Raw genomic sequence first — 12,172 nt, 5'->3', positions numbered from 1 at the left:
CGCGTCAGCCCACGCCCTCCGCGGCGAGCGCGTCGGTCAGCAGGCCGACCAGAGTGTCGAGCTGGACGTCCGTCGACGACGAGACGTCCTCGTCCAACGCCCCGTCCAGGGCCCGAGCGGCCAGCGCCGACTTGCTGTCGATCAGCTCGGCGATCTTGGCGTCGATGGTCTGCGCGGCGATGATCCGCCACGCCGTGACGGGCTCCTCCTGGCCGATCCGGTGGATCCGGTCGATGGCCTGGGTCTGCTCGGCGTCGGTCCAGGACAGCTCGGCCAGCACCAGGTTGGACGCGACCTGCAGGTTTAGCCCCACGCCGGCGGCCAGCAGCGAGCACACGGCGATCTGCACCTCGGGGTCGTCCACGAACGAGGCGATGTTCTTGTTGCGCGTCCTCGTCGTCTGGTCGCCGCGGATCGAGGCGAAGCGGATGCCGCGGTCGACGAAGGTCTGCTCGGCCTGGTCCATCACGTCGACGTGCTTCGCGAAGAAGACGACCTTGCCGACGTTGCGGGCGAGCTGCGCGGCGTAGTCGGCCGCCAGCCCGGCCTTGGCCTGGCCGATCCGACGGACCATCGTGAAGACGTTCTCCCCGCCGGCCTTCGAGCTCGAGTCCTTGAGCTCCGCCGCCGCGACCCGTCGCACGAGCTCGTGGTCGATCCCGCCCTCGTCGATACCGCGCATCTCCACCGCGGCCCGGTAGCGCCCGACCATCCGGCCCGCGAGCGCGGCCTCCGCGGCCCGGATCGAGCGGCCCACCGCGCCGTCGAGCTCGACCGGCAGGTCCGCCACCCGGCGGGCGGGGATGTCGGCGACCACGTCGATCTTGCGGCGACGCACGATGCCCATGTCGATCACGCTCGCCCGCGCGGCGGCGTAGAACCCCGGGTCGGCCGGGGTGAGCCCGGTCTCCTCGAGGGCGCCCATCAGCGGTCCGAGCGGCTTCTTGTCGTCGATCCAGCCGAGGAACTGCCAGATCGCCCGGAAGTCCTCGATGTCGTTGATCAGCGGGGTGCCGGTGAGCGCCATCAGCAGCGGCCGGGCCGTGCGTTCGCGGATCCGCTGGGAGAGCGTCAGGACGTGCTGGGAGCGCTGGGAGGTCTTGTTCTTGATGAAGTGCGCCTCGTCGACGACCATGCCGCGGAAGCCGAGGTCGCCGAGCCAGCCGACGTGGCGGTCCAGGAGCTCGTAGTTGACGATCACGACGTCCGCGAACCCGTCCATCCGGTCGCCGTCGCCATGGACCACCGTGGGCCGGCGGAACGGCGTCCACAGCCCCACCTCGTGCGCCCAGTTCGTCTTCACCACGTTCGGCACCACGACGAGGAGCGGGTAGGCGTCGGCGGCCTGCGCGGCGAGCAGCGCCTGGGCGGTCTTGCCGAGGCCCGGCTCGTCGGCGAGCAGGAAGGTGCGATGGCCGGCCGTCGTGGCCGCGACGACCTGGGCCTGGTGCGGCATCAGCTCCCGACCGGCGGGCGTCGGCACCCGGCGGGGCTCGGGCAGCGTCATGCAGGCAGGCGCGCCGGTCGCGGCCCGCTCGAAGGACGAGAACAGCGGCTCGAGCAGCTCCCAGCCGGCCAGCCGGCGGGCCTTCGTCGCGGTCCGCTCCGCCGCTGCCTCGTAGTCCGGGGCGAGGAACGGGTTGGCCAGCTGGCGCGAGATCACCGACCGGGGAACCACCCGCGGCKCGGCGGCAGCCGCCGGCGCCGCCGGTGCGGCGGGCGCGGGCTCCTCCGGCGGCTCCAGCCCGCCGGCGCGCATCAGGGTGGCCTTGTAGGCGCGCGCCGCGTCGGAGACACGGGCATCGTCGGCGAGCAGCTCGAGCAGCGAGGTGTCCCGGGCAGCGGTCCTGGCCAGCTGGGTCGCCACCCCGTCGAGCCGCTTGAGCTGCTCACCGCGCCGCGCCGCGCTCAGGCCGGCGTCGTCCTTCACGCGAGCCCGCTCCTCGCGCACCAGGAGCGCCACGACCTGGAACTTCGTGCGCACCGCCGGGCGCGTCGGCGGTCGCTGCACCGCTCGGTCGACCTCGCGGGCAACCTCGGCGAGCACCGGGATGATCCCCTGCTCGGACGGACGCGGGGCGCGGCTGCGCTGGGCGCCCGGGTCGGTGCGCGCGCGACCGGACCCGCGTTGGCCGCCTCGTGCCACATCTCCTCCTTCGTCGCTCCGCGCCGCGACTGCGGCACAGCGCGCCGTCCGTCGGGCGCACGCCCGAAACTCGTCAGGCTCGGGTCACCGGACCCAGGCCCCGGGCATTCGGGCAGGGCCGCCCGACCGGGGCACCGGTTGGCCGCGAAGTTCTCGGTCTGCGCCGCCCGCACCCGTGCTCACGCCGATGGTGACACGCCGCCAGGGGTCTCAGTGGATCACCGGGGACTCATCGTGGCCAGCGTGTTGCCGACGAACCTGGAGCCTACCGCCGAGCGCCGGGGACCCGTACGAGCGGAGCCGCTGAGTCCGTCGCTCGCGTGGGGCAGAACGCCGCCCCTCGCGCTCGCTACGCGGTCGCCATGAGCGCGCGCACGGCCCGCTCGACGGCCGGCCGCATGTCGAGTATGGGGTCGACGGTGAGCCGGTGCAGCATCAGCCCGTCGCCGAGTGCCATCAGCGCCCGGGCGGCGGGAACGGGGTCGGGAATGCCGGCCGTGGTCACGAGCTGCTCGGTCCAGCGTTCGAACTCGTGCCGCTGCCGACGCAGCGGCGCCCCGAGCTCGGGATCCGAGGCGAGCTCGAGGAAGAGCGCGTAGCGCGCCTTGGTGCGCGCCGCGAAGGGGCCGGTCTGCAGCTCGACCATGGCGCACAAGCCGTCGATCAGCCCGTCCGCGTCGGCCGCCACGGGTGGGCCCGAGGGGTCGAAGTCCGCGCGCTCACGCTCGGCCATCCAGTCGACGATTCCGGCGAGCAGCGCCCGCCGGGTGCGGAACCAGTTCGACGTGGAGCCGGCCGGCAGCCCCGCCCGGGCGTCGATGCGCGCGTGGCTCAGTGCCCGCACCCCCTCGGCGCCGAGCAGCTCGACGGCGGCGTCGAGCGCGCGCTCCTTCGTCGTCGGCATGGACACCCCTCCTGTGCGGCCCTACTATGAACGTAGTGGGACTATGAACATAGTATCCGCGCCGCGACAGAGGAGTCGCCATGAACACACCCCGAGTCCGCGAGGTCGCTGCCGACTCGTCCACCTGGTACCCGGCGATGCGCGAGGCGCCCGGCATCGAGCACCTCGTCGTCGAGACGCCTGGCTTGCGCATCCATGTCGCGACCATCGGCGAGGGCGACCCGGTCGTGCTGCTGCACGGGTTCCCGGCGCACTGGTGGCAGTGGCGTGACATCGCCCCCGTCATCGCCCGCGCCGGCTATCGCGTCATCTGCCCCGACCTGCGCGGCGCCGGATGGACCATGGCCGACGACCCCCGCATCGAGCGCGAGACCCACCATCACGACCTGCTCGCGCTGCTCGACGCGCTCGGCATCGAGCGGGCGCACCTCGTCGCGCACGACCTCGGCGCGATCAGCGCGAACCAGCTCGCGTACGCACATCCCGAGCGGGTGCGGTCACTGGTGCAGCTCTCGGTGCCGCCCACCTTCATGCCGTTCAGCCTCAAGCTCATCGGCGGGTTCCGTCACATGCCGGCCCTGATCTGGCACCGCCGCGGCCGCTCGCTCGCGGGCTTGTTCGACCCCAGCCACATCGCCCACCCGCTGCCGACCGAGACGATCGACGCCTACCTCGCACCGATGGCCCGCCCCGAGATCGACGGCGCCGTACGGCGGCTGTTCCGCGGCCTCGTCATCCCCGTGTCCATGCAGCTGGCGCGCGGCACCTTCGCCCGGGAGCGACTCCGTCCGCCGACCCTCGCCGTGTTCGGGCGGCTCGACCACCCGTGGGACGAGCCGTTGATCCGCCGCCTCTGCGGGGATCTCACGCGCTACGCCGACCGCTACGAGCTCGCGTTCATCGACGAGGCCGCACACTTCATCACCGACGACGCACCCAGCGAGGTCACCGCGCTCGCGCTCGCTTGGTTCGAGCGCGCGGGCTAGGTGTACTCGGTCGGCGCGTTGCTGACAGCCGTGCCGCGACGGCGGCGTGGTGGTGTGAGGGTCTTCGGCGCACCGAAGCGGTGCGGGAGGATCCGCCGACGAACGCACCGCGCCCCGTTGCGAGAACGTTATCGACATCGTTATCGTGCTCGGATCGGTTACCGATGGCTGGGAAAGAGCCCTCGGAACCCGCTCGGAAGGAACAACGATGTCCCGTCCACCAACCATGAGGCGTGTCGCCGCCGTCGCGGCGTCGGCGCTCACCGCCCTCGCACTCTCGGCCCCCCTCGCCCAGGCCGCCGCCCCGGAGGCGACCCTGCGCTCCGAGGCGCCGCGCGATATCCAGATCGGCAGCGCCGTGTGGGGTCAGCGCGACCTCCTCAACTACGACCGCAAGCACCCCACCGAGTTCCAGCGCATCCTCGCTGCCGAGTTCAGCTCGCTGACGCCCGAGAACGACATGAAGTGGGCCGAGGTCCACCCGGAGCCTGGCGTCTACGACTTCTCGGGTGCGGACGCCGTCGTGGCCTTCGCGCGGGCCAACCACCAAGAGGTCCGCGGGCACACGCTGCTCTGGCACAGCCAGAACCCGCAGTGGGTGATCGACGCCAGCGCCGGCTGGACCTGCGAGGAGGCGCGCGCCGTTCTCGAGGACCACGTCCGCACCGTCGTCGGCCGCTACGCCGGCGAGATCTACGAGTGGGACGTCGCCAACGAGATCTTCCAGGACGACTGGGACGCCGGCGGTGTGCGCCTGCGCACCGAGGCCAACCCGTTCCTCAAGGCGTGCGCCGATGACCCGGTCGCACTCATCGGTGACGTCTTCCGGTGGGCGCACGAGGCGGACCCCGAGGCGGTGCTCTTCCTCAACGACTACAACGCCGAGGGCATCAACAACAAGACCAACGCCTACTACGACCTGGCCCAGGAGCTGCTCGCCGACGGCGTGCCGCTCGGCGGCTTCGGCGCTCAGGGTCACCTGAGCCTCATGTACGGCTTCGACGAGTCGATCCAGGCGAACTTCGAGCGTTTCGCTGCGCTCGGGCTGAAGGTCGCGGTGACCGAGGCCGACGTCCGCATGCCGCTCGGCGAGGACGGGGAGCCGGACGCCGCACAGATCGCGCTCCAGGCCGAGCGGTACGACAAGATGCTCCAGGCGTGCCTCAACGTGCCCGCCTGCGAGAGCTTCACGGTCTGGGGCTTCGACGACGGGCGTTCCTGGGTCCCGGGCGTCTTCCCCGAGGGCTACGCGACGATCATGACCGAGGACTTCGAGAAGAAGCCGGCGTATTACGCGCTTCTCGAGAGCCTCACCGACGCCACGCCCGGCAAGTCGCCGCGCACGCCGCCGGGGCTGAACAGGTAGGACCGCTCAGTTGGCGCCGATGGCGCGTGGGCCCAGGCTCACGCGCCATCGGCGTTCAGGGGCTCCGGGACCAGCCGTCAGTGGCTCGTGAGGACCGCCCACCCGTTCGCCGCGCTCCTGCTGCCGGCTCGGTTGCAGGCTCCACCTACTCACGGCGGCTCGGAGGTGATTGCTGACGCCCGGAGCATCACGCTTCAACCGGAGGCCGTGTCGACCGGAACCCCGTCAACCATCACGCGGAACCCCACAACACACTGTGCGCCTGGGCAGATTCGAACTGCCGACACCCGCTTTAGGAGAGCGGTGCTCTATCCCCTGAGCTACAGGCGCGCGGGATCGATGGAAACGGCAGGCGCCGATCCCGCAGTGCCCTGCGAGCGTCGCCGGTCGGTTGGTCCCGAGCGTCGCCGACAGCCCTGACGGGCTCTCAGCGCTGGGTCAGCCTACCGGCCGAGTGTGCGAGTGCCGAAGCACCAGGGCGGTACAGGTGTGGCGGAGAGCCAGACGGACAGCGGCGTCGGCGCGAGGGCTAGCGCGGCATGTCCGGCCACCGAGCCCGTGCAGCAGGTCCCTGCGGGTTCGCGTCCCGGAGCGTGACGGTGACCGCCGGGCGCGGGCAGAGCCTCACGCTGACCAACGCGACCAACGGCAATTCCTCGACGCTGCCGTCGTCGGGCGTCGTCGACATCGTGACCACGCGGCCGGACAAGTCCACCCACAACGTCGCGCTGGGCGCCCACGTCATCATCCTGTTCCCGACCGACGTGCCCGTGGGGGCCGTCGACCACGCTCTGCACGGGCAAGGTCGTCTACACGGTCGACGCGAACGCGGTGTGGACGATCCTGTCCAGCGCTGGGCCGACGAAGGACATGTGCGCCGCGCTCCGCTGACCGCCTACGACCCGTAGAAGCCCTTCAGCAGCTCGAACACCAGGATCGCGGGCCACACCAGTGCCTTGGGGATCGCGAGCACGAACTCCCAGAAGGAGGACCCCGCGGAGAAGTAGTAGACGGCCGCGCCGATGAAGCCGAGTCCGTAGACGGCCCCGCCGCCGGCGCCGGAGCTCTTCGACATGCTCGATCCTTCCGTCATGACGCCTCAGCGTAGGACCGAGGACGACCCCCGAGACCCGTCGCCTCGCCGAGTGATGGCCCGTCGCGCGTGGCAGGATCGCGGGATGACGACGGAGCAGAAGCCAGCGCCCGACATCACCACGAACGCGGGCGACACCCAGCTGTGGGTCGAGCGCACGGGCACGCGCCTGTACACGGGCCGCAACTCGCGCGGCGCCGAGGTCCTCATCGGCAGCGTGGGCGTCGAGAACGTGTTCAGCCCCGGCGAGCTGCTGAAGATCGCGCTCGCCGGCTGCAGCGGGCTGGCGGCGGACGCCAAGCTGAGCCACCGGCTGGGCGACGACGTCGACGTCACCATCAAGGTCTCGGGCGAGAGCGACGACGCCGAGGACCGCTACCCCGCGATCGCGGAGGAGATGGTGGTCGACCTGAGCAGCCTGGACCCCGAGGCCCGCGAGCGCCTCATCACCATCGTCCACCGGGCCATCGACGCGCACTGCACCGTCGGCCGCACCCTCGACGCCGGCGCGACCGTGCAGCTCTCGGTCACCGGGGAGCGCTGAGCCATGCCCGACCTGGTCGAGGCGGCGCTGTCCAAGTCCGTCACCATCCCGTCGACCACCATCCACGCGCACGTCGCGGGTCTACGGAAGCGCAACCCCGAGGCGACCCCCGAGCAGCTGATCCGCCTGCTGGAGAAGGAGTACCTGCTCGTCGTGCAGAGCACCGGCGGCGCGGTCGGCGCGACGGCGGCGGCACCGGCAGTCGGCACGGGCGTCGCGCTGGTGCTCACGGCCAGCGACGTCGCGACGTTCTTTGGGGCGTCGGCCGCGTTCTCTCTCGCGGTGGCCTCCGTGCACGGCATCGAGGTCGAGGACACGGAGCGTCGGCGGGCGCTGCTGCTGGCGACGATCCTCGGCGACGCCGGCGGCAAGGTCATCACCGACGGGGCCGAGCTCACGAGCGTCAGCGTCGCGCGGGCGCTGCTCACGCGGATGCCGATGGCCACGGTCCGCAAGGTGAACACGACCATGACCCGCCGGTTCGTGCGCACCCAGCTGACCAAGCAGACGGGACTGGCTATCGGGCGCATCATCCCGTTCGGCATCGGCCTCGTGGTCGGTGTCGCCGGCTCGCGCGCGCTGGGCAAGAACGTGATCGCGGGTGCCCGCAAGGCGTTCGGGCCGCCGCCGGCGGCGTTCCCCAAGGTCATCGAGATCGCGGGTCCCGACGACAACCCGGTGGTCCTCCCCGCGCCGCAGAAGCGGCTGACGGGGCGGCTCAAGAGCATCGGGTCCCGCAAGAAGGTCCCGGACCAGAGCGACCCGTCGTAGGGATCCCTACCAGCGGCCGTGCACGTGCGGCCGGATCCGGCCGTCGTACACCCCGCGCAGCCCGTCGAGCGTCTCCTCGTCGATCGGCGGCAGCGACGCGGCGGCCGCGTTGCCGACGGCCTGCTCGGGCGAGCGCGCACCGGGGATGACGACGGACACCCCGGGCTGGTCGATGATCCACCGCAGGGCCAGCTGTGCGGTCGTGTACCCGGCGGGCGTCAGCGCGGCGACCTCGCGTGCCGCGGCCACGCCCACCTCGAACGGCACCCCGGCGAACGTCTCTCCCACGTCGAACGCCTCGCCCGCCCGGTTGTAGGAGCGGTGGTCGTCGTCGGCGAACTGCGTGTGCTCGTCGTACTTGCCCGACAGCAGGCCCGACGCCAGGGGCACGCGCGCGATGATGCCGACGCCGTGTGCCGCGGCGGTGGGCAGGACCTCCTCCAGCGGCTTGCGGCGGAACACGTTGAGGATGATCTGCACCGTGGCCACGTGCGGCCGGATGACCGCGTCGAGCGCCTCGTTCACGGTCTCGACCGAGACGCCGTAGGACGCGATGCGGCCCTCGTCGACGAGCACGTCCAGCGCGTCGTAGGTCGACTCGCGTCGGTACACCTCCGACGGCGGGCAGTGCAGCTGCACCAGGTCGAGGGTGTCGACACCGAGGTTCTCCCGCGACCGGTCGGTCCACGCTCGGAACCACGAGAGCGTGTATGCGTCGGCCGTGTGCGGGTCCGCGCGGCGGCCCATCTTCGTCGCGACGGTCAGGCCGTGCCCGGGGCGGGACGCCAGGAACGTGCCGATGAGCTTCTCCGAGCGCCCGTCGCCGTAGACGTCGGCCGTGTCGAGGAAGGTGACCCCGGCGTCGACGGCCGCGGTCAGCACCCCGAGGGCGTCGTCCTCGCTGACCGACCCCCAGTCCGCGCCGAGCTGCCAGCAGCCCAGCCCGACGACTCCGACCGACCGACCCGTGCGCCCCAGCGGGCGGCTCTCCATCGACGTCTCCATGGACAGGGACGTTACCCGCGCGGACGATGGCCAGGTGACGAGCATCCCGATCGACGCGGTGGTCCGGTCCTTCCCCGTGTCGGCGACAGTGGCGTGGGACCTCGTCGCCGACCTGCGCAACCACGAGCGATGGATCCCCCTGACCCGGGTCTCCGTGGACGGCACGACGGTGACCGCCGTGTCGGGACCGCTGGCGAAGCGCGGCTTTCCCGGCCTCAAGGACGTCATGACGATCGACCGCCTCGACCCGCCGGCCGGCACCGAGCCAGGGGTCGCCAGCTTCACCAAGACCGGCCGGGTGCTGCGGGGAACCGCGAGCATCGTCGTCGTCCCCGCCGGCCCGTCGTCGAGCCGGGTCTTCTGGAGCGAGAACGCCTACCTCGCGGGCCCGCTGCCCCGCCGACTCACCGAGGCGGCGCTCAAGCCGTTCCTCGGCGGCATGGTGCGGTACGCGCTGATGAAGGCTCGTCGGGAGGCTCGCGCAACGAATCGTCGTGCTTGACGACGATCCCGCAACGGATCGCTCCCCAGCGCGCAATCCGAGATGCAGGGTCCCAGCACCACCGGCTCGTAGCCTTGGGGGAACGACACGCCACGAGGAGCCTCATGACCCCCACCGCCCCCGGACGTACCGACCGCCGCTACCTGATGTGCGAGCCCGTCCACTACACGGTGTCCTACGAGATCAACCCGTGGATGGACAAGACCAAGTACACGGACGCCGACCTGGCGGTCCGCCAGTGGCGCACGCTGCGCGACGTGTACCTCGACCTCGGCCACACCGTCGAGACGATCGACCCGATCCCCGGCCTCCCGGACATGGTCTACGCCGCCAACGGCGCGACGGTCCTGGACGGCGTCGTCTACTCCGCCAAGTTCCGCTACGCCGAGCGCCAGCCCGAGGGCCCCGCGTACCAGAAGTGGTTCGCCGACCGCGGCTACGTCACGCACACCGCCGCGCAGACCAACGAGGGCGAGGGCGACCTGCTCGTCGTCGGCAACCTGGTGCTGGCCGGCACCGGCTTCCGCACCGACCGCGCCGCGCACGCCGAGCTCCAGGAGCTGTTCGGCCGCCCGGTCATCTCGCTCGACCTGGTGAGCCCGCACTACTACCACCTCGACACCGCGCTGGCCGTGCTGTCGAGCGACCCGGCCGACCCGCAGATCGCCTACTACCCGCCGGCGTTCTCGACCGGCTCGCGCGCCGTCCTGCAGCAGCTGTTCCCCGACGCCGTCCAGGCCACCGAGCGCGACGCCGCCGCCCTCGGGCTCAACGCGGTGTCCGACGGCTACAACGTCGTCGTCGCCCCCGGCGCGGTCGACCTGGCCGCGGCCATCGCCGAGCGCGGTTACCACCCCATCCCGGTGGACACCAGCGAGCTGCTCAAGGGTGGCGGCGGCGCAAAGTGCTGCACGCTGGAGATCCGCCCCGCGTCCGGTTCCGGGCGATGACTCTCACCGACACTGTGACGACGTCCGTCCTCGCCCCGAACTACCACCCGCTGCCGGTCACGCTGGTCGACGGGCTCGGGTCGTGGGTCACCGACGACGAGGGGCGGCGCTACCTGGACCTCCTCTCGGGCTACTCGGCGCTGAACTTCGGGCACCGGCACCCGGTCCTCACGGCCGCCGCGCACGCGCAGATCGACAAGCTCACGCTGACGTCGCGCGCGTTCGACCACGACCTTCTCGAGCCGTTCGCGGCGCGGCTGGCGGCGCTGATCGGGCCGCTGGTGGCGGGTCCCCCGATGGTGCTGCCGATGAACACTGGCGCCGAGGCCGTCGAGACCGCGATCAAGGCCGCCCGCAAGTGGGGCTACGACGTCAAGGGCGTGCCCGTCGACCGCGCGACGATCATCGTCGCCGACGGCAACTTCCACGGCCGCACGACGACGATCGTGTCGTTCTCCACCGACCCCGACGCGCGCCGCGGCTTCGGCCCGTACACGCCGGGCTTCCGCGTGGTCCCCTACGGCGACTCGGCCGCTCTCGCCGCCGCCATCGACGAGGCCACGGTCGCCGTCCTCCTGGAGCCCATCCAGGGCGAGCAGGGCGTCGTGGTCCCGCCTGACGACTACCTGCCGACCGTCCGCGCGCTCTGCACCGAGCACGACGTCCTCTTCGTCGCCGACGAGATCCAGTCCGGGCTCGGTCGCACCGGCACCACGCTTGCCTCCGAGCTCTGGGGTGTCCGGCCGGACCTGGTCACGCTCGGCAAGGCCCTCGGCGGCGGGGTGCTCCCCGTGTCGGCCGTCGTCGGTCGGGCCGACGTCCTCGGCGTCCTCACCGCGGGCACCCACGGCTCGACGTTCGGCGGCAACCCGCTGGCGTGCGCCGTCGGCCTCGCAGTCGTCGGCTTGCTGGAGACCGGCGAGCTCCAGGCCCGCGCCACGACGCTCGGCCTCGAGTGGGGCGTCCGCCTCGACGCGCTCGTCGACGACGGCCTGCTGACGGCCTCCCGGCGCGTCGGCCTGTGGGCCGGGCTCGACGTCACCCCGCCGATCACCGGCCGTCAGCTCTGCGAGCGGCTCCTCGCCCGCGGCGTGCTGGCCAAGGACACCCACGGCAGCACCATCCGCCTGGCTCCCCCGCTGACGATCACGTCGGACGACCTGGCCCTGGCCACCGACCGCCTGACAGACGCCCTGCGCTGACCCGCACCGCAACGTCCGCACATTCAAGCGCCCCGGCAACCGAATGTGCGGACGCTGCCGTGTCCCCAACCGCGCGTCCGCAGATTCGAGTGTCCCCACGACCGAATGCGCGGACGTCGTTGTCCACCCCGCGCAGCGTCCGCACGTCCGAGCGTCCCGACGACCGAATGCGCGGCCAACTCCGCGCTACGTCCGAGCAGATGTGGGCCAGGGGCTCGATCTGCTCGGCGTTGGGCGTCAGCTGAACTTGACCGCGCCGAAGAGGTAGCCGTTCAGGCTGGCGCCGCCGACGGCCATGCTCGACACATCGGTGCGGCGCATCTGGGCGTCGTGGCTGGGTGAGTGCGACCAGGCGGTGACCATGGAGCTGGCCGACCCGTTGCTCACGCAGGCGACGATGTTGTCGCCGCCGGAGTGCCAGATGCCGCCGGCGTTGGCCATGGTGATCGCGTGCGAGACCAGGCTGCCGCTGCGCGAGACGCCCAGCTGCGAGAGCCCCAGCGACGCGCGGTAGGCGTTGATGGCCGAACCGATCGCCGAGACGCTCGACTCGCCGGCGCCGGACCCGCCCGATCCCTTGCAGACGAGGCCACCCGCGGGCACACCCGTCGCGGGCGCGGCGGGCGCGGCCGGTGCCTGCGCCGCGGGCCTCGGGGCGGCCGGTGCACGGGTCGAGGACCGCGTGGTMGCCGGGGCMTTGGCG

At 72.0% G+C, this 12,172-nt stretch carries 13 protein-coding genes and 1 tRNA gene; 8 read left to right on the top strand and 6 right to left on the bottom strand.

Features of this window, described 5'->3' with window-relative positions; all coding sequences use genetic code 11:
- Window positions 1-4 precede the first annotated feature (4 nt).
- Window positions 5-2,146, bottom strand: coding sequence for a DEAD/DEAH box helicase (locus tag AC1DYZ_RS18735; RefSeq protein ID WP_477066626.1), 2,142 nt, complete (start codon window positions 2,144-2,146; stop codon window positions 5-7).
- 349 nt (window positions 2,147-2,495) lie between these two features.
- Complete coding sequence (locus AC1DYZ_RS18730; RefSeq protein ID WP_477066625.1) at window positions 2,496-3,050, bottom strand: TetR/AcrR family transcriptional regulator; 555 nt, start codon at window positions 3,048-3,050, stop codon at window positions 2,496-2,498.
- Between the two features lie 80 nt (window positions 3,051-3,130).
- On the opposite strand from AC1DYZ_RS18730, the gene AC1DYZ_RS18725 reads away from it, so the two are divergent.
- Both AC1DYZ_RS18725 and AC1DYZ_RS18720 read left to right on the top strand, forming a co-directional pair.
- Window positions 3,131-4,036 (top strand): alpha/beta fold hydrolase, encoded by a 906-nt coding sequence (locus tag AC1DYZ_RS18725; protein WP_477066624.1) that lies wholly within the window; start codon window positions 3,131-3,133, stop codon window positions 4,034-4,036.
- A 208-nt stretch (window positions 4,037-4,244) separates the two neighbouring features.
- A complete protein-coding gene (locus AC1DYZ_RS18720) occupies window positions 4,245-5,402 on the top strand; it encodes an endo-1,4-beta-xylanase (protein ID WP_477066623.1) in 1,158 nt (385 codons plus the stop codon).
- A gap of 257 nt (window positions 5,403-5,659) precedes the next feature.
- Here AC1DYZ_RS18720 and AC1DYZ_RS18715 read toward each other — a convergent pair.
- A tRNA-Arg gene (locus AC1DYZ_RS18715) sits at window positions 5,660-5,732 on the bottom strand.
- A 269-nt stretch (window positions 5,733-6,001) separates the two neighbouring features.
- Between AC1DYZ_RS18715 and AC1DYZ_RS18710 the strand changes: the two genes are divergently transcribed.
- Window positions 6,002-6,310 (top strand): hypothetical protein, encoded by a 309-nt coding sequence (locus AC1DYZ_RS18710; RefSeq protein ID WP_477066622.1) that lies wholly within the window; start codon window positions 6,002-6,004, stop codon window positions 6,308-6,310.
- Here the strand turns inward: AC1DYZ_RS18710 and AC1DYZ_RS18705 are convergent.
- Window positions 6,298-6,477 (bottom strand): hypothetical protein, encoded by a 180-nt coding sequence (locus AC1DYZ_RS18705; RefSeq protein ID WP_477066621.1) that lies wholly within the window; start codon window positions 6,475-6,477, stop codon window positions 6,298-6,300. The genes AC1DYZ_RS18710 and AC1DYZ_RS18705 overlap by 13 nt on opposite strands.
- Before the next feature lie 103 nt (window positions 6,478-6,580).
- On the opposite strand from AC1DYZ_RS18705, the gene AC1DYZ_RS18700 reads away from it, so the two are divergent.
- Together AC1DYZ_RS18700 and AC1DYZ_RS18695 are read left to right on the top strand one after the other, a co-directional pair.
- Window positions 6,581-7,039: an OsmC family protein gene (locus tag AC1DYZ_RS18700; RefSeq protein ID WP_477066620.1), complete on the top strand. Its 459-nt coding sequence runs from the start codon at window positions 6,581-6,583 to the stop codon at window positions 7,037-7,039.
- A gap of 3 nt (window positions 7,040-7,042) precedes the next feature.
- Entirely contained in the window at window positions 7,043-7,810 is a 768-nt protein-coding gene (locus tag AC1DYZ_RS18695; RefSeq protein ID WP_477066619.1) for a hypothetical protein, read from the top strand.
- A gap of 6 nt (window positions 7,811-7,816) precedes the next feature.
- On the opposite strand, the gene AC1DYZ_RS18690 is transcribed toward AC1DYZ_RS18695, so the two are convergent.
- Window positions 7,817-8,803, bottom strand: coding sequence for an aldo/keto reductase (locus AC1DYZ_RS18690; protein ID WP_477066618.1), 987 nt, complete (start codon window positions 8,801-8,803; stop codon window positions 7,817-7,819).
- A gap of 46 nt (window positions 8,804-8,849) precedes the next feature.
- Here AC1DYZ_RS18690 and AC1DYZ_RS18685 point away from each other — a divergent pair, with 46 nt between their 5' ends.
- From AC1DYZ_RS18685 to rocD, 3 genes are all read left to right on the top strand, one after another.
- Window positions 8,850-9,317: an SRPBCC family protein gene (locus AC1DYZ_RS18685; protein WP_477066617.1), complete on the top strand. Its 468-nt coding sequence runs from the start codon at window positions 8,850-8,852 to the stop codon at window positions 9,315-9,317.
- 104 nt (window positions 9,318-9,421) lie between these two features.
- Window positions 9,422-10,267, top strand: a complete 846-nt coding sequence (gene ddaH / locus AC1DYZ_RS18680; RefSeq protein ID WP_477066616.1) for a dimethylargininase — start codon at window positions 9,422-9,424, stop codon at window positions 10,265-10,267.
- On the top strand, window positions 10,264-11,469 hold the full coding sequence (rocD, locus tag AC1DYZ_RS18675) for an ornithine--oxo-acid transaminase (RefSeq protein ID WP_477066615.1): 1,206 nt from the start codon (window positions 10,264-10,266) through the stop codon (window positions 11,467-11,469). Before ddaH ends, rocD begins: the two co-directional genes overlap by 4 nt.
- Before the next feature lie 237 nt (window positions 11,470-11,706).
- Here the strand turns inward: rocD and AC1DYZ_RS18670 are convergent.
- Window positions 11,707-12,172: CAP domain-containing protein (locus tag AC1DYZ_RS18670; RefSeq protein ID WP_477066614.1), on the bottom strand; the 466-nt coding region annotated here is incomplete at its 5' end.

Source organism: Cellulomonas sp. P1_C4 (assembly GCF_056406355.1).
This window is presented reverse-complemented; position numbering and strand designations above follow the sequence as displayed.

What these genes read in the sequence shown, in the direction of transcription:
- AC1DYZ_RS18730 (WP_477066625.1), bottom strand. Translation starts at nt 3,050, where the DNA reads ATGCCGACGACGAAGGAGCGCGCGCTCGACGCCGCCGTCGAGCTGCTC.
- AC1DYZ_RS18725 (WP_477066624.1), top strand. Translation starts at nt 3,131, where the DNA reads ATGAACACACCCCGAGTCCGCGAGGTCGCTGCCGACTCGTCCACCTGG.
- AC1DYZ_RS18720 (WP_477066623.1), top strand. Translation starts at nt 4,245, where the DNA reads ATGTCCCGTCCACCAACCATGAGGCGTGTCGCCGCCGTCGCGGCGTCG.
- AC1DYZ_RS18705 (WP_477066621.1), bottom strand. Translation starts at nt 6,477, where the DNA reads ATGTCGAAGAGCTCCGGCGCCGGCGGCGGGGCCGTCTACGGACTCGGC.
- AC1DYZ_RS18700 (WP_477066620.1), top strand. Translation starts at nt 6,581, where the DNA reads ATGACGACGGAGCAGAAGCCAGCGCCCGACATCACCACGAACGCGGGC.
- AC1DYZ_RS18695 (WP_477066619.1), top strand. Translation starts at nt 7,043, where the DNA reads ATGCCCGACCTGGTCGAGGCGGCGCTGTCCAAGTCCGTCACCATCCCG.
- AC1DYZ_RS18690 (WP_477066618.1), bottom strand. Translation starts at nt 8,803, where the DNA reads ATGGAGAGCCGCCCGCTGGGGCGCACGGGTCGGTCGGTCGGAGTCGTC.
- ddaH (WP_477066616.1), top strand. Translation starts at nt 9,422, where the DNA reads ATGACCCCCACCGCCCCCGGACGTACCGACCGCCGCTACCTGATGTGC.
- rocD (WP_477066615.1), top strand. Translation starts at nt 10,264, where the DNA reads ATGACTCTCACCGACACTGTGACGACGTCCGTCCTCGCCCCGAACTAC.